This is a genomic window from Aeromonas sp. S15(2024) (assembly GCF_041402265.1).
Lineage (GTDB): Bacteria > Pseudomonadota > Gammaproteobacteria > Enterobacterales > Aeromonadaceae > Aeromonas > Aeromonas dhakensis.
Window position 1 is genome coordinate 62,037 of the sequence record NZ_JBGLQY010000003.1, and the last position, 16,069, is coordinate 78,105.

Annotated in this window: 11 protein-coding genes; 5 read left to right on the forward strand and 6 right to left on the reverse strand. The window is 62.2% G+C overall.

All coding sequences use genetic code 11. The features are described from left to right. Window positions 1-94 precede the first annotated feature (94 nt). Window positions 95-3,196 (forward strand): amylo-alpha-1,6-glucosidase, encoded by a 3,102-nt coding sequence (locus ACB033_RS07670; protein WP_371140506.1) that lies wholly within the window; start codon window positions 95-97, stop codon window positions 3,194-3,196. Window positions 3,197-3,435: 239 nt separating this feature from the next. Here the strand turns inward: ACB033_RS07670 and ACB033_RS07675 are convergent, their stop codons facing one another. Both ACB033_RS07675 and cra read right to left on the reverse strand, forming a co-directional pair. Continuing rightward, the gene (locus tag ACB033_RS07675) at window positions 3,436-4,629 is read right to left on the reverse strand and encodes an aromatic amino acid transport family protein (RefSeq protein WP_139723998.1); all 1,194 of its coding nucleotides are present in this window, start codon (window positions 4,627-4,629) and stop codon (window positions 3,436-3,438) included. 306 nt (window positions 4,630-4,935) lie between these two features. Next, window positions 4,936-5,922, reverse strand: a complete 987-nt coding sequence (gene cra, locus ACB033_RS07680; RefSeq protein WP_017764556.1) for a catabolite repressor/activator — start codon at window positions 5,920-5,922, stop codon at window positions 4,936-4,938. A gap of 305 nt (window positions 5,923-6,227) precedes the next feature. Here cra and fruB point away from each other — a divergent pair, with 305 nt between their 5' ends. Genes fruB through fruA form a run of 3 tightly spaced genes read left to right on the forward strand, consistent with a single transcriptional unit; the run spans window position 6,228 to window position 10,041 of the window. Beyond that, window positions 6,228-7,328: a fused PTS fructose transporter subunit IIA/HPr protein gene (gene fruB / locus ACB033_RS07685; RefSeq protein ID WP_139723996.1), complete on the forward strand. Its 1,101-nt coding sequence runs from the start codon at window positions 6,228-6,230 to the stop codon at window positions 7,326-7,328. Further along, the gene (gene pfkB, locus ACB033_RS07690; protein ID WP_371140429.1) at window positions 7,328-8,320 is read left to right on the forward strand and encodes a 1-phosphofructokinase; all 993 of its coding nucleotides are present in this window, start codon (window positions 7,328-7,330) and stop codon (window positions 8,318-8,320) included. The genes fruB and pfkB overlap by 1 nt, the downstream gene beginning before the upstream one ends. Further along, window positions 8,317-10,041, forward strand: a complete 1,725-nt coding sequence (gene fruA, locus ACB033_RS07695; protein ID WP_139723992.1) for a PTS fructose transporter subunit IIBC — start codon at window positions 8,317-8,319, stop codon at window positions 10,039-10,041. Before pfkB ends, fruA begins: the two co-directional genes overlap by 4 nt. Before the next feature lie 95 nt (window positions 10,042-10,136). Here the strand turns inward: fruA and ACB033_RS07700 are convergent, their stop codons facing one another. Continuing rightward, window positions 10,137-10,388 (reverse strand): DUF1289 domain-containing protein, encoded by a 252-nt coding sequence (locus ACB033_RS07700; protein WP_054544945.1) that lies wholly within the window; start codon window positions 10,386-10,388, stop codon window positions 10,137-10,139. Between the two features lie 150 nt (window positions 10,389-10,538). Here ACB033_RS07700 and mltA point away from each other — a divergent pair, with 150 nt between their 5' ends. Beyond that, on the forward strand, window positions 10,539-11,690 hold the full coding sequence (mltA, locus tag ACB033_RS07705; protein ID WP_005300625.1) for a murein transglycosylase A: 1,152 nt from the start codon (window positions 10,539-10,541) through the stop codon (window positions 11,688-11,690). 132 nt (window positions 11,691-11,822) lie between these two features. On the opposite strand, the gene yfaE is transcribed toward mltA, so the two are convergent. The 3 genes from yfaE to nrdA all read right to left on the reverse strand — a co-directional run bounded on the left by yfaE (window position 11,823) and on the right by nrdA (window position 15,606). Then, window positions 11,823-12,143 carry a class I ribonucleotide reductase maintenance protein YfaE gene (gene yfaE / locus ACB033_RS07710; RefSeq protein ID WP_017764551.1) on the reverse strand — a complete coding sequence of 107 codons (321 nt, stop codon included), beginning with the start codon at window positions 12,141-12,143 and terminating at the stop codon, window positions 11,823-11,825. Further along, window positions 12,140-13,273 carry a class Ia ribonucleoside-diphosphate reductase subunit beta gene (gene nrdB / locus ACB033_RS07715; protein WP_005300631.1) on the reverse strand — a complete coding sequence of 378 codons (1,134 nt, stop codon included), beginning with the start codon at window positions 13,271-13,273 and terminating at the stop codon, window positions 12,140-12,142. Before nrdB ends, yfaE begins: the two co-directional genes overlap by 4 nt. A gap of 65 nt (window positions 13,274-13,338) precedes the next feature. After that, window positions 13,339-15,606 (reverse strand): class 1a ribonucleoside-diphosphate reductase subunit alpha, encoded by a 2,268-nt coding sequence (gene nrdA, locus ACB033_RS07720; protein WP_026139081.1) that lies wholly within the window; start codon window positions 15,604-15,606, stop codon window positions 13,339-13,341. Window positions 15,607-16,069 lie beyond the last annotated feature (463 nt).

The following is a 16,069-nucleotide window of genomic DNA, read 5'->3' on the forward strand; positions in this document are numbered from 1 at the left end:
CCCCTGGGATTTTGATCTCTATCTGGTCGGGGAGTTCAGCGGTTGGGATCGTGAGGAGAAGTTCAAACTGCTCTTCAAAGATGGAATATATCGACTGGACAACCTGAAGATAAATTCAGGCATGTCACCGTTCAAGGTCGCGGGCCCAGAATGGACGAAATATCCTGACTTTTCTGCCGATAGCCGCAACGAGACCAGCATCTTCCCCGAACAGCGCTATCCCATGTACTACCAGAATAACGGACAGAACAATCGCCTGGTGGTGACCGAAAAGGGGCTGCTCGATATTCAGGTCAAGGTGACCAATGCCGATCTGGCGGCCCCCGTCGTCGAATTTACCATGGTGCGTGATGACCCCAATTACGCTGAAAACCTCTATCTGAAGGGCATAAACGGCAATCTCGAACCGCTCTTGCAGATGATCTACCAGGGCGACAAACGCTATGTGGTGGTGGCCAGGCTGGCTCCCGGGGAGCACAAGATTAAGATGGCCTCTGCCCAGGACGGGCTCGGCTTTGGTACCAGCGGCACCCTGTCATTGAACGATCCCGCCAGGATGCAGCGCTGTGACAGCAGTTGCCAGCTGGCATCCCTGTCGGTATCACAGGCGGGATATTACAAGTTTGTCCTTGATGCCAGTGGGGATGAAAAGGCCCCTGAGTTGCTGATCAGTGCCGCGACGGACGAGGATCTGCGCTTGATCAATCCCCATGAGGGGCATGAACTTATCGAGAGGCGGGAGTACCAGACCCATATACCCGGGGTCAAGGAGGTTGCCACCTTCTCGGTCAAGCAGGCCGGGGCCGACTATCGCAGCTATGCCCAGTCGACGACCCAGGAGCTGCGGGATCCGGGGGATAGCTTCACCACCTATCAGGAGCAGGCCGATCTGCCCCGGCTGCGTTCGGGCAACATGGTGTTTGACGCCTTGTTTACGCTGGCGACACACGAGATGCGGCAAAACAGCGTGTCCCAGGTCAAGGATGGCAGTTACGGCGGCGGTCAGGCGATCCCCTGCGACTGCTTCGAAACGGGGGCCAAGTGGCATTATGTCTGGACGCGGGATCTCTCTTACGCCACCGATCTGGGGCTGGGGGTGCTGGATCCGCAGCGGGCGCGTAACTCCCTGCAGTTCAAGCTCTCCGATTTCAGAACCGAGCTGAAGCAGGGTCTCGACGGCCTGATCCCGCAGGGGCGCCAGATCATTCAGGATACGGGCACGGGGGGCAGCTGGCCCATCAGCACCGATCGCATGGGGTGGGCGCTGGCGGCCGAGCAGGTGTTGGCGGCATTGCCGGCCGAGGAGCGCAGCGCCTTCCTGCCCGAGGCGTTTGAGGGGCTGCGCAATACCATTGAGAGCGATCGCCTGGCGGCCTTCGATAATGGCGATGGCCTCTATGGCGGGGAGCAATCCTTCCTCGACTGGCGTGACCAGACCTATGCCAAGTGGATCAAGACCGATATCGCCCACATCGGCATGAGCAAGTCCCTCTCCACCAATGTCCTCCACTACCAGGGTCTGATGCTGGCAGCGCACCTGGCCGCCGAGCTGGGCCAGGATGAGCTGGTGACTCGCTACAGCCAATGGGCCGCCGCGCTCAAGCAGGCCATCAATCGGGCCTTCTGGCTGGCAGATGAGAAGATGTATGCCAGCCTGATCAATACCGCTACGGATCCGAGCCCGGCCTACAAGTTCGATCTGCTGGGGGAGTCCCTTGCCATTCTGGCGGGCATTGCCGATGAGGCGCAGGCCAGGGAGATCGTCAGCCGCTATCCCATTGGGCCTTATGGTGCCCCTGTCTATTTCCCGCAGCAGCCCGATATGCCGGTCTACCATAACCGTGCCATCTGGCCCTTTGTCTCCGCCTACGGACTGAAGGCGGCGGCCAGGGTGCAGAACGTGGCCGTGGCCGATCGCCATGTAGACTCCATGATGCGTGGGGCCGCGCTCAACCTCTCCAACATGGAGAATCTGGAGTGGCTCTCGGGCCAACCCTCTCTGATGGATCTGGCTCAACCCGACTTGACGGGGCCTGTCATCAACTCCCAGCGTCAGCTCTGGTCCGTTGGTGGCTATATCGGCATGGTGACCAACACCCTGTTTGGCTACAACGTGGAAGAGCAGGGGATCCGTGTCTCGCCCTTTGTCACCAGTCACCTGCACAGGCTGATGGGTGCCAGACCCGAGGCCGTGCTCAAGGGGCTGAATTACCGTGGCAAGCAGATCGAGATCAAGCTGCTGCTCCCGGATGTCGGGGAGGAGGGCAGTTACTACCCGGTGCGCGGCATCATGCTCAACGGTGCCCCCGTGGGGGAGTTGATCAGCGAGGATATGCTGGCTGCCAGCAACCAGATCGAGGTCCAGTTGGGGGCCGGCATTGCCGATGAACAGGGGATCCGCCTGATCGAGGACGTGGCACCGCTGGACGTGGAAAACCGCAAGGTATTTGCACCGACCGAGCCCACCCTGCTGGGAGTGACCGAGCAAGCTGGCAAGCTGGTCGTCACATGGCAGGACAGCGTCAATAAAGGGGCGCTCAGCTACAACCTGTATCGCGATGGCAAGCTGGTCGCCAAGGGACTCGAGACGGCGGGAGAGTGGGTCGACGACCTGCGGCTGCAACCTGGCATGGCTTATTGCTACAGCGCGGAGGCCATCTATCCCGAGTCCGGTAACCGCTCCCATCATGCCAAGCCGGTGTGCTACCAGCCAGAGACCCAGCGCATCGCGGTCGATGCCGTCGTGGTGTCGCATACCGGCACCCTCACGGCGGCCGATGCGGCCATCTCCATGCCCTATCTGAAAGATTGGGGCCGCCCGGAGGATACCGTCCTGGTGCGCAATGTCACACTGGATGGTCAGCGCGCCATTCGCCTGCAGTACAGCAATGCCCAGCACGCCATCAATCTGGGGGTGACCAACGGGGTGAAGCGGATATCCGTGCTCAGCAAGGGCCAGGTGGTCGCAGGCGGCACTGTGCAGATGCCCCATGTGATGAAGGAGGGGGAGATCAAACCGCTGCGAGACTCGACCCCTGTCATCGTGAACGTGCCGGCAGGGCAGTACGACATCCTGGTGAGCGACTTCTATAACATGAGCTATCTGAAGGCGAACGATACCTACAATGATGCCGGCGGGCGGTGCGGGCCGGTCAACCTGATCGATCTGGCCAGCATCACTGTCTCGGCTCGTTAAACCAACTCAGCGGACAAGTCGGGCTTGTGGCCCGCAACTTGTCCCGCTGAAGAGTGCAAAAAGCCCTGCCACTCTGGCAGGGCTTTTCTGTATTGGCGGTGGTTCAGCCCAAGCTTGGGAAGTGCCCTGACTGTTGCGGGGAGAAGGTGCCACTGCGATGGCCGCAGCGGAAATGACAAGGCCCCGTCAACATCCGTTGGCGGGGCCTTGTCATTGGGGGATTCAATACCGGCTCTGGCTTAGAGCGCCGGCAGCAGCCCCATGCTGACGCTCACCTGCACCCCAACGATCAGCACCCCCATGGCACCGGCCAGGCCCAGGGCCAGCACGCCACCCGGGGCGCGGTAGTGGTGCGTCTCGGCCTGCTTGCGGCTCTGCCACACCAGTGCCACCGGCAGCAGTACCGCCAGTATCGCCAGCGCAATGGCGGCGTAGCCGAGCGCCATGATGAAGCCCTGCGGGAAGTAGAGGGCAAACAGCAGGGGCGGCACGAAGGTGATGAGGCCGGTCTGGGTGCGACCCTGCCAGTTGTCCTTGCGACGGGTCACCTTGGCCATGAAGTCAAACAGACCCAGGGTAACCCCGAGGAAGGAGGTGGCCAGCGCCAGATCGGCAAACAGGTGCATGGCCTGGTTGAAAGCGGGCCAGCTCACCAGCTTGCCGACGTTGGCCAGCAGGGTGTCCAGCGCGCCACCGCTCTGGAGCAGGGCCTGTTGACCCAGCAGACCCAGGATGGCGACCTGCCACAGCACGTAGAGAATGAGCGGCAGGGCGGATCCCCACACGAAGACCCGGCGCAGCTGCTTGGGGCAGTCCCCCAGGTAGAGCATCACGCTCGGGATGGAGCCGTGAAAGCCGAACGAGGTGAAGATGACCGGCAGACCCGCCAGCAACAGCCCCTGGCCCAGCGGCAGGGCGAGTAGGTGTTGCCCTTCGGTGCGCGGCAACAGCAGTGCCAGTACCGCCACCATGATCACCAGCTTGACGGTGAACATCAGCCGGTTGAGGTAATCCACCTGCTTGGTGCCGACACAGACCATGCCGCCAAACAGCAGGGTAAAGGCCCAGGCCGCCTGCTCCTGACTGAGGGGGAGGCCGGCATCGGCCAGCGCCTGGGCCAGCAGGCTGCTGCCGCCGCTGATGTAGGCGGAGGCCAGCGAGTAGAACAGCATCAGGATGCAGAAGGAGGCGATGCGCTTGCCCCAGGGGCCGAGCAGGTGATCCGCCAGCTGGTGCAGGTACCACTTGCCGGTGTTGAGGCTGGCTTCCACCTGCAGCATGGCGGTAAAGGCCATCAGGGCCCAGAGGCCGATCATCAGCAGCAGGGTGGCGGGGCCGCCGAGCGACGAAGAGGCCAGCGGCAGGGCCAGCATGCCGGCGCCTATGGTGGTGCCGGCAATCAACAGGGTACATCCCAGGGTTTTGGTGTTCATGGTGTCCATCCGAATCGAGAAACTGCGCGGTGCACAGCAGGCATATGAGGTGTTGGCAAGGCGCCTCCGGGGTCGAGACCGGAGGCTAGCAATATCGGAGTGAACCCATCGTTACGAAAAACCTGTGGTTGTAAAAGTTGGTTGCCAAGTTAACGGATCAAAATGGTGGAAACAAGCCTGAAAAAGCGGATTTTGTACTGGGTTGGCAGAATATGTGGAAATAAATGATGACAGATATGGTTTTAGGCTAGTGAAAAAAACGCGCCGCTGCGAACTGGGCCGCAGCGGTGCGCCATGGAGAGGGGATCAGCGGCGGCGTTTGAGGGTGCGGCTCACATAGTGGAGGCCGCACTGGTATTCGCCGCCAATCGCCTTGAGGGCCAGCTCCAGCGCCTGGCTGGCGAGGGCATCGTGCTGCTGGGGCAGGGAGTTGATGCCAAAGGGGAGGAAATCGAGCAGACGATCATCGCCGAAGGTGGCCATGGCGAGCCGGCTCATGTCGGTCTCCTGCTCAAGCAGATAGTCGAGCACCCCCTCCATAAGGATGTAGGAGGTGGCCACCAGTGCCTGGGGCAGCTGGCCGAGCTGTTGATGCAGCGTCTTGATCAGGCGATAGCCTTCGGCGCGGGAGAAGTGGGCCCCTTCACACAGATGGCAAGCCGTGCTGTGGCTGGCAACAGCCTGCTCGAAGCCCGCTTTGCGTTCACGGCTGATCGTGAGCGCCGGCAGCGCGGTGATCAAAGCGATGTGCGTGATTGCCGGCGAGAGCAGGGAGGCGGTGAGATCAAAGCTCGCCTTCTGGTTTTCACTGGCGACGGTGACGAACTTGTCGGCCGCCATGGCCCGGTCGATGGCGAGCACCTGGATGCCGCGCGTCTGCAGGCCGAGGTAGAAGGGATCTTCGGGCGGCAGGCAACTGGCCACCAGCAGCGCATCCACGTGGCGGCTGGCCAGCATCTCGGCCAGCTCCTTCTCGGTGGCGGGGTCATCTTCCGAGCAGACGATCAGCAGCTGATAACCCTGTACCCGCGCCCCTTGCTCCAGCCGTTTGGCGAGCTTGGCGTAACTGGCGTTCTCCAGGTCGGGCAGGATAAAGCCCAGGGTCCTGGTCTGGCCACCGCGTAGGGAGGCGGCGCGGCTGTCCGGCTGATAGTTGTGGGCGGTGACCACCGCCATCACCTTGTCGCGGGTAGCCTGGCTGATGCGGTATTGGTCGGCCTTGCCATTGATCACATAGCTGGCCGTGGTGCGCGAGACACCGGCGAGGGCGGCGATTTCATCCAGTTTCATCATGTTGGCTCTGTTTGAGTTGCAAGGCCCACGGGCACTGCCTGGTGAGGGCACCGAAAAGTGTGCGCGGGATCATATCATTGAAAAGCACTCTTTGTGGGTACTTGATCAATTCGCTGAAACGATTCAGTCTGAGTGTAAGTGAAACGATTCAGCTTGTCAGCAGACAATCGATGGCCGGGCATAAAAACCCGGCATGGCTCCCGAAGGGATGCAATCCGGTCTATTGTCAGCTGGCGAGTGGCACGAATGGTTATGTTTGATGCGCCGGTACGGTCAGACCGCCCGGCACCTGATGGAGAATCTCTATGTTGAAGTTGGCGCGACAGCAGATCCTGCTGGGGCAGTCGGTGGCGACCAAGGCCGAAGCCATTGCCCTGTTGGCAGGCAAACTGACCGAAGCCGGTCTGGTGGAGGCGGGGTACGTGGAGGGCATGCTGGCCCGCGAGGCGCAGCACGCCACCTATCTTGGCAGCGGCATCGCCATTCCCCACGGCACCACCGACACCCGGCATCTGGTGAAGAGCACAGGCGTCATGGTGGCCCAGTTCCCCAATGGCATCGAATGGGATGAGGGGCAGATCGCCTACGTCGCCATCGGCATCGCCGCCAAGTCCGACGAACATCTGGGCATTTTGCGCCAGCTCACCCACGTGCTGGGTGACGAGCAGGCGGCAGCCCAGCTCAAAGAGGCCACCGATGCCGACACCATCATCAATATCCTGACCGGTGCGACTGCGCCCAAAGAGGTGCAGTTCCTGGCCCTGGCCGACTTCCCGGCCGACGATCGCGATCAGCTGCTGCTGGGCGCCGCCGCCCGCGCCAAATCCGCCGGCTGGGGCGATGCCGCCATGGTGAGCGCCCTGCTGGCAAGCGAACCGGCCTATCTGGGCGAGGGGATCTGGCTTGCTCGTGCGCAAGCTGCCCAGACCGGTTGGGTGCTGGCCACGCCTAGCACTGCACTGAACGCAGGGGATCTGCCGGTCAGCGCCCTGCTGCTGCTGTGCGCCGCAGATAGCGGCCATCTGGCGCAGCTCGACAACCTGGCCAAGCTGGCTGCTGCCGGTCAGCTCGCCACCTTGGCTGGTAGCGAGGGGCTGGCCATGCTGCAAGCGGGCCCGGCGAGCGGTCTTAGTGAAACCTTCACCATCATCAACCCCCACGGGTTGCACGCCCGTCCGGGCGCCATGCTGGTCAAGGTGGCCAAGGAGTATGAATCCGACATTCGGGTGGCGAACCTGGATGGCAGCGGCGAGGCGGTCTCCGCCAAGAGCCTGATGAAGGTGATCGGCCTTGGCGTCAAGTGTGGCCATCGTCTGGCGTTTCGCGCCGAAGGGGCTGATGCCGAAGCGGCCCTCAAGGGGCTGGGCGAGGCCATCGCCGCCGGTCTGGGCGAGGGGGCGCACTGATGGACGTCGTCACCATCACCCTGAACCCGGCGCTCGATCTCACCACCCGCCTGGAGACCATGCACCCTGGCGAGGTGAACCTGGTGAGCGAGGCCAACTTGCGCGCCGCCGGCAAGGGGATCAACGTCGCCATGGTCCTGAAAGATCTCGGCCGTGATGTGGGTCTGACCGGCTGGCTTGGCGCCGAGAACCAGCAGAGCTTCGTCTCCCTGTTCGAGGAGCGTACGCTTGCCGATCACTTCGTGCGCGTGGCGGGCAGCACCCGCATCAACGTCAAGATCTCCGAGCAATCCGGCCGGGTGACCGATCTCAATCTGCCGGGGCTCACCGTGCACGAGGCCGAGGTGAGCGCACTGGAGACGGAGCTGGAGCGGCTGGCACCCAAGGCCGACTGGTTCGTGCTGGCGGGCAGCCTGCCCAAGGGCGTGGCGCCGGCGTATTGCGCCCACCTCATCGCGCTGCTCAAGGCCAAGGGCAAGCAGGTGATCTTCGACTGCAGCGGCGCGGCCCTCACCGAAGGGCTCAAAGCGGCGCCGACCCTGGTCAAACCGAATCTGGAGGAGCTCAGTCAGTGGGCCGGGCGCCCCATCCGGACCCTGGAGGAGCAGGCAGAGTGCGCCCGTGCGCTGCAAGCCGCGGGGATCCCCCATGTGGTGATCTCCAACGGTGCAGACGGCCTCGTCTGGTTCGGGCCGGACGCCACCTGGCAGGCCATTCCGCCGCGCATGGAGGTGGTCAGCACCGTCGGTGCCGGCGACTCCCTGGTGGCCGGGTTGGCCCATGGCCTCAGCCTCGGCTGGGGCGCAGAGCAGACCCTGCGCCTCGCCACCGCCGTCTCGGCCCTGGCGGTGAGCCAAGTGGCGGTCGGCTTTAGCGATATCAAGGTGTTGGATCCCTTGCTCGAGCGGGTGCGCCTGACTCGTCTGGATGCGGCACAGCGTCAACCCCAACCCCATTCCCATTCAATGGATAACTCAGGAGATGCCCAATGAAAGCAATTCTGGTTACGGCTTGCCCGGCGGGCATTGCCACCAGCTTTCTCGCTGCAAAACGGATAGAACAGCAGGCCAAATTGGCGGGCTGGGAACTCACCCTCGACGTCGACTCCAGCGTGCAGCCCCGTCAGGCGCCGAGCAAGGAGCAGATTGCCGCCGCTGATCTGGTATTGGTAGTGGCCAGCGCCCCGGTCGATCTCGCCGCCTATGACGGCAAGCCGCTCTATCGGGGCGACATGGATCTGGCGCTGCAAGACCCGGCCGCCCTGCTGGAGGCCGCGCGCAGCGGTGCCAGCGTCTATCGCCATCAGGCCGCGCCTGCCGTGGTCAAGGCTGCCGCCGGTGCCAAGCGCATTGTCGCGGTGACCGCTTGCCCGACCGGGGTGGCCCACACCTTCATGTCGGCCGAGGCGCTGGAGACCATGGCCAAGCAGCTGGGTCATCAGATCCGCGTCGAGACCCAGGGCTCGGTCGGTGCCCAGAACGCCCTGACGGTGGACGAGATCGCCGCCGCCGATCTGGTGTTCCTCGCCACCGACATCGAGGTGGACATGGCGCGCTTCGACGGCAAGCCGGTCTATCGCACCAGCACCGGCGCCGCGCTCAAGAAGACCCGCGCCGAGCTGGACAAGGCCTGGACCGAGGCCAAGACCTATCGCCACAGCGGCGCTGCCTCCCCCAAGAAAGAGGAGAAGGCGGGCCCCTACAAGCATTTGCTGACCGGCGTCTCCTTCATGCTGCCCATGGTGGTGGCGGGCGGCCTTATCATCGCGCTCTCCTTCATCTTCGGCATCGAGGCGTTCAAGGAGGAGGGGACCCTCGCGGCGGCCCTGATGAAGATCGGCGGCGGCTCCGCCTTCGCCCTGATGATCCCGGTGCTGGCGGGCTACATCGCCTACTCCATCGCTGACCGCCCGGGCCTCGCCCCCGGCATGATCGGGGGCATGCTGGCAAGCTCGCTGGGTGCCGGTTTCCTTGGCGGCATCGTCGCCGGTTTCCTGGCCGGTTACAGTGCCAAGTACCTGAGCGACAAGGTGCGCCTGCCGGTGACCCTGGAAGCGCTCAAGCCCATTCTGATCATTCCGCTGTTTGCCAGCCTGTTTACCGGCCTGGTGATGATCTACGTGGTGGGCGGCCCGGTGGCCGGCATCATGAATGCCATGACCGAGTTCCTCAACAACATGGGCTCTGCCAACGCCGTGCTGCTGGGTGTCATCATCGGCGCCATGATGTGCTTTGACATGGGTGGCCCGGTCAACAAGGCGGCCTACGCCTTCGGGGTCGGCCTGCTGGCCTCCAAGACCTACGCCCCCATGGCAGCCGTGATGGCCGCCGGCATGGTGCCGGCGCTGGGGATGGGGATCGCCACCTTCTTGGCCCGCACCAAGTTCATCAAGGCGGAGCAGGAAGCGGGCAAGGCCTCCTTCGTACTGGGTCTGTGCTTCATCTCCGAGGGGGCTATCCCGTTTGCCGCCAAGGATCCAATGCGCGTCATCCCGGCCTGCATGGCGGGCGGCGCCCTGACCGGTGCGCTCTCCATGCTGTTCGGCTGCGAGCTGATGGCACCCCACGGCGGTCTGTTCGTGCTGTTTATCCCGAACGCCATCAGCAACGTCATGATGTATATCGTGGCCATTGCGGCGGGCTCGCTGCTGACCGGGGTGGCTTACGCCATGCTCAAACGCGGTGAGGAACAGGCCAAGCTGGCCACGGCATAAGCCTTGCCATCCGGCAACATCTCATAGTGTCATAAAAGAAAAGCGGCCTGCGGGCCGCTTTTTTATGTTTGTCGTGAAAGGAGGAGGGGGAGAAACTAGAAATCCCAACCCGGTTGCTCTTGCGACTCGTTCTGGGCCCCCTCCAGCGCTTTGCGGCGGGCGGCTTCCACCCGCGCCTTGCGGCCCCGGCACAGGCGCATTACCTCCTGCTGCTGGGCCGGGGTCATGGTGAGCCAGTTGAAACGCTCCTCGCGGCTGCGCAGGCACCCCTTGCAGTAGCCCTTGTTGTTCACTTCACAGACCCCGATGCAGGGGCTCTGCAGCGGGAAGATCTCGAGCTGTTCCATCCATGGCCCCTCACACCTTGTTACCTTGTTATAACCCAGAAGATCCCCTTTGGAGAAATCCGTCGTCGCAGGCTTGAAGGCGTTTGCTTTCCCCCTGCAAATTTGGCATCTTCCCCGCCGAACATGACGCTTGGTGTTATATGAGGACATATGAATAAACACGCGTACTGGCTGACCGCCGCTGTGCTGGGGTTGGCCGGTTGTGCGGGCAACTCTGAGCAAGCCCAGGTGCCCAAAAACAAACCCGATGCCAGATGTTTTCTCAACTGCGAGGTGCCGGAAAATCTGGGCAAGCAGTATCTGGACGGCATGCTGCCCGACGATCTGGTGCGGGTTGAGCGCGTCAACAGCCGCGTGCGCGCCGACTACAGCAAGTTCGGCCCCCAGAGCAGGCTGGTGCTGGAGCGCTCCGGCAAGATGACCCGCCGCTATGGCGAACTCTATCACCAGCTCTCCCGCTGGGTGGCGAACGGCGGCAATCCCGCCGACATTACCCGCTACGGCATCAGCCTGGCCCAGCTGGGGGGCTCGGATCGGATGGGCAACGTGCTGTTCACCGGTTACTACTCGCCGGTGCTGGAGGTGCGCCACCGCCCGGATGCGAAATACAAGTACCCCATCTACGCCATGCCCAACTGCGGCAGTCGTTGTCCGACCCGGGCCCAGATCCACCAGGGGGCGCTGGCCAACCGCGGGCTGGAGCTGGGCTACAGCAAGTCTCTTATCGACAACTTCCTGATGGACGTGCAGGGCTCGGGCTTTGTTCACTATGGCGATGACGACAGGCTGCAGTATCTGGGCTACAGCGGCAAGAACGGTCACGGTTACGTCAGCATCGGCCGGGTGCTGATCGATCGCGGCGAGGTGCCCAGGGAGCAGATGTCCATGAAGGCCATCAAGGAGTGGGCAAACCGTCAGCCGGAGGAGAGCGTCAAGGAGCTGGTGGAGCAGAACCCCTCCTATGTCTTCTTCGAGCGTCGCCCCACCAACGATGTGATCGGGGCCGCCGGCATCCCGCTGTTGCCGATGGCTGCGGTGGCCGCCGACAAGACCCTGCTGCCGATGGGTACGCCGATCCTGGCGGAAGTACCGCTGCTGGACAAAGAGGGCAACTGGACCGGCAAGCATCAGCTGCGGCTGTTGATCGCGCTGGATGTGGGCGGGGCGGTGAAGAAGGGTCACCTCGACCTCTACCACGGCATGGGCGAGAAGGCCGGTGTTGCGGCCGGTCACTACAAGCACTTCGGGCGGGTCTGGAAACTGGGCCTGCACCATGGGCCGACCGCCGCGCCCTGGCTGTAAGGTCTTGTGGGGGCGGTTGTGCATCAGCCGCCCGCCCACGAGGCATAGAGATGGATGTAAAAAAGCCGCCGGAGCAATCCGGCGGCTTTTTGTTTAGCGAGGTGAGCTTGGACATATCAAGAGAGGGTGGTCTCAGCCCTTCTTGATGTCGAGCCGGATGGCCCCCACCGGCTTGCAACAGCAGGGCAGGCACTCTCCCTGCGAGACAAAGGCGAGCGGCACGGCGGCATAGTGCACCTTGCCTGCCAGCAGCGGCGTACGGCAGGCGCCGCAATAACCGCTGCGGCACTGGAACTCCACGTGATGACCGTGACGCTCCAGGGTCTCCAGCACGCTCTCGCCGGGGTGGGCGTGCAGCACGCCATCCCGGGTGTGTACCTGCGGTGCGCCCGTCTCGCTCTTGGCGGGGGCGGCGTGCAGGGGCTCGGTCAGCGTGCCGGTGGCGTCACTCACAGCTCGAAATCACCCAGGTCTTCGGCGTTCACTTCGCTGTCGATCTGACCCACCAGGTAGGAGCTCACTTCCACTTCCTGCGGGGCGACCTGCACGTTGTCGGAGGAGAGCCAGGTGTTGATCCAGGGGATCGGGTTCTGCTTGGCGCCGGCAAAGGCCGGTTGCAGGCCAACGGCGGCCATCCGCAGGTTGGTGATGTACTCCACGTACTGGCAGAGGATGTCCTTGTTCAGGCCGATCATGGAGCCGTCCTGGAACAGGTACTCGGCCCACTCCTTCTCCTGGATGGCGGCTTCCTTGAACAGATCGAAGCAGGCCTGCTCGCACTCGCGGGCGATCTCGGCCATCTCGGGGTCGTCCTGGCCGCTGCGCATCAGGTTCAGCATGTGCTGGGTACCGGTCAGGTGCAGCGCTTCGTCGCGGGCGATCATCTTGATGATCTTGGCGTTGCCCTCCATCAGCTCGCGCTCGGCGAAGGCGAAGGAGCAGGCGAAGCTGACGTAGAAGCGGATCGCTTCCAGTGCGTTGACGCTCATCAGGCACAGATAGAGCTTCTTCTTGAGCTCGCGCAAGGTGATGGACACCTCGCGGCCGGCCACCTGATGGGTGCCTTCACCGTGCAGGTGGTAGAGCGCGGTCGCTTCAATCAGATCGTCGTAGAAATGGCTGATGGAGCCGGCGCGCTTCAGGATCTGCTCGTTGGTGACGATGTCGTCAAACACCTGGGCGGGGGTGTTGACGATGTTGCGGATGATATGGGTGTAGGAGCGCGAGTGGATGGTCTCGGAGAAAGCCCAGGTCTCGATCCAGGTTTCCAGCTCCGGAATGGAGACCAGCGGCAGCAGCGCCACGTTGGGGCTGCGACCCTGGATGGAGTCCAGCAGGGTCTGGTACTTCAGGTTGGAGATGAAGATGTGCTGCTCGTGGGGCGGCAGGGCCTGGAAGTCGATGCGGTCGTGGGAGACGTCCACCTCTTCCGGGCGCCAGAAGAAGGAGAGCTGCTTCTCGATCAGGCGCTCGAACACTTCGTGTTTTTGCTGGTCATAACGGGCCACGTTGACCGACTGGCCGAAGAACATCGGCTCCTTGAGCTGGTCGTTTTGGGTCTGGCAGAAAGTTGAATAGGCCATGGTTGTCGAATATCGCGAAGTAGGGGAAACAGGAGGGCGGGAGCTTGTCGCTCCCGCCCGGTTCATCAGATCTTGCAGGCGCCGCCGGCACAACCGTCATCTTGCAGATCGGTCTGGGCATCGTCCGCACCATCACGGGTGTTGTGATAGTACAGGGTCTTGAGGCCGTATTTGTAGGCGGTCAGCAAGTCCTTGAGCAGCTGCTTCATCGGTACCTTGTTGCCTTCGAAACGGGCGGGATCATAGTTGGTGTTGGCGGAGATCGCCTGATCCACGAACTTCTGCATGATACCGACCAGCTGCAGGTAACCATCGACGCTCGGTTGCTTCCAGAGCAGTTCGTATTGATCCTTCAGACGGTCATACTCGGGCACCACCTGCTTGAGGATACCGTCCTTGGAGGCCTTGACAGAGACCAGGCCGCGCGGCGGCTCGATGCCGTTGGTGGCGTTGGAGATCTGGCTGGAGGTCTCGCTCGGCATCAGGGCAGTCAGGGTGGAGTTGCGCAGACCCACGGTGCGGATCTCCTCGCGCAGCGCTTCCCAGTCCAGGTGCAGCGGCTCGTTGCACAGGTTGTCCAGATCCTTTTTATAGGTATCGATGGGCAGGATCCCCTGGGCATAGGTGGTTTCGTTGAAGGCCGGGCAGGGGCCGAACTCGCGGGCCAGCTGCACGGAGGCCTTCAGCAGGTAGTACTGGATCGCCTCAAAGGTGCGGTGAGTCAGCGCCAGACCAGAACCGTCGGAGTAGCGGGCACCGTTCTTCGCCAGGTAGTAGGCGTAGTTGATGACGCCGATCCCCAGGGTGCGACGGTTCATGCTGCCCTTCTTGGCGGCCTTGAGCGGGTAGTCCTGATAGTCGAGCAGGGCATCCAGGGCGCGCACGGCCAGCTCGGCCATCTCTTCCAGATCTTCCAGCTTCTCGATGGCGCCCAAGTTGAAGGCCGACAAGGTGCACAGGGCGATCTCGCCATCCTCGTCATCCACGTTGTTGAGCGGCTTGGTGGGCAGCGCAATCTCGAGGCAGAGGTTGGACTGGCGTACCGGCGCCACGCTCGGATCAAACGGGCTGTGGGTATTGCAGTGGTCCACGTTCTGGATGTAGATGCGACCGGTACCGGCGCGCTCCTGCATCATCAGGGAGAAGAGATCCACCGCCTTGAGGGTCTTCTTGCGAATGCTCGGATCCTGCTCGTACTTGACGTAGAGCTCTTCGAACTTGTCCTGGTCTGCGAAGAAGGCATCGTACAGACCCGGCGCATCGGACGGGGAGAACAGGGTGATGTCGCCACCCTTGATCAGGCGCTGGTACATCAGCTTGTTGATCTGCACGCCGTAGTCCATGTGGCGGACCCGGTTCTCTTCCACGCCGCGGTTGTTCTTCAGTACCAGCAGGCTCTCAACTTCGGTGTGCCACAGCGGGTAGAACAGGGTGGCCGCACCGCCGCGCACGCCGCCCTGGGAACAGCACTTCACCGCAGTCTGGAAGTACTTGTAGAAGGGGATGCAGCCAGTGTGGAAGGCTTCACCGCCACGGATCGGGCTGCCAAGACCACGAATGCGACCGGCGTTGATGCCGATGCCGGCGCGCTGGGACACGTAACGTACGATGGCGCTGGCGGTGGCATTGATGGAGTCCAGGCTGTCGTCGCACTCGATCAGCACGCAGGAGCTGAACTGACGGGTCGGGGTGCGCACGCCGCTCATGATCGGAGTCGGCAGCGAGATCTTGAAGGTCGAGACCGCATCATAGAAGCGCTTGATGTAGTCCAGACGGGTATCTTTCGGATACTTGGAGAAGAGGCAGGCTGCTACCAGGATGTAGAGGAACTGCGGGCTCTCGTAAATTTCGCCGGTGACGCGGTTCTGGACCAGGTACTTGCCTTCCAGCTGCTTGACCGCGGCGTAGGAGAAGTCCATGTCGCGCCAGTGGTCGAGGTGGGCGTTCAGCTCCTCGAACTCGGCCTGGCTGTAGTCTTCCAGCAGATGCTTGTCGTACTTGCCCATGTCCACCAGCTTGGCGACGTGCTGGTAGAGGTGGGGCGGCTCGAACTGGCCGTAGGCCTTCTTGCGCAGGTGGAAGATGGCCAGACGGGCGGCCATGTACTGGTAGTCCGGGCTTTGCTCGGAGATCAGATCAGCAGCGGCCTTGATGACGGTTTCGTGGATATCGGCGGTACGGATGCCGTCATAGAACTGGATGTGGGACTTGAGTTCCACCTGGGAGACCGACACGTTGTCGAGACCCTCGGCGGCCCAGTCCAGCACGCGGTGAATTTTATCCAGATCGATGGGTTCTTTGTGGCCGTTACGCTTCGTCACAAACAAGTTCATTGGCTGATGACCTTTAGTTGATTCCCGAAAAACCATCGCACGGCGTTGGCCTCCGGCCCGGGCAGGGCGATGGAGGTGGGTACCTATTGTGCGATGAATCACAAGATATAGTGTTATTTTGAATTCGAGCTACAAGATAGTGAGGTCTGCCCGGCTTTGCAATCTGTGGATAAGGCAATTGCTGTGGATAAATTGTGGGTGTTGTCGATGGAGTTAGTGGACGCTCACAGCGAACGGGTTTTCATCCGTCCGATCCGGTAAATGCAAGTCTGATGATCGAACATGGAAAATTTAAATAACTTTTTTTGCTTGCGAAAACGGGGTGTTTTTACTAGCAAATTCAGCCTGATTATCCCTTGTGCAGCAAGGGTCAAAAGGTGTCCGATCCCGCTGCCGCACTGCTTGTCAAACCGGCAAAACGGGGGATCAATTGCCGATCCTCCGTTTTGCCGATCGAGTGACC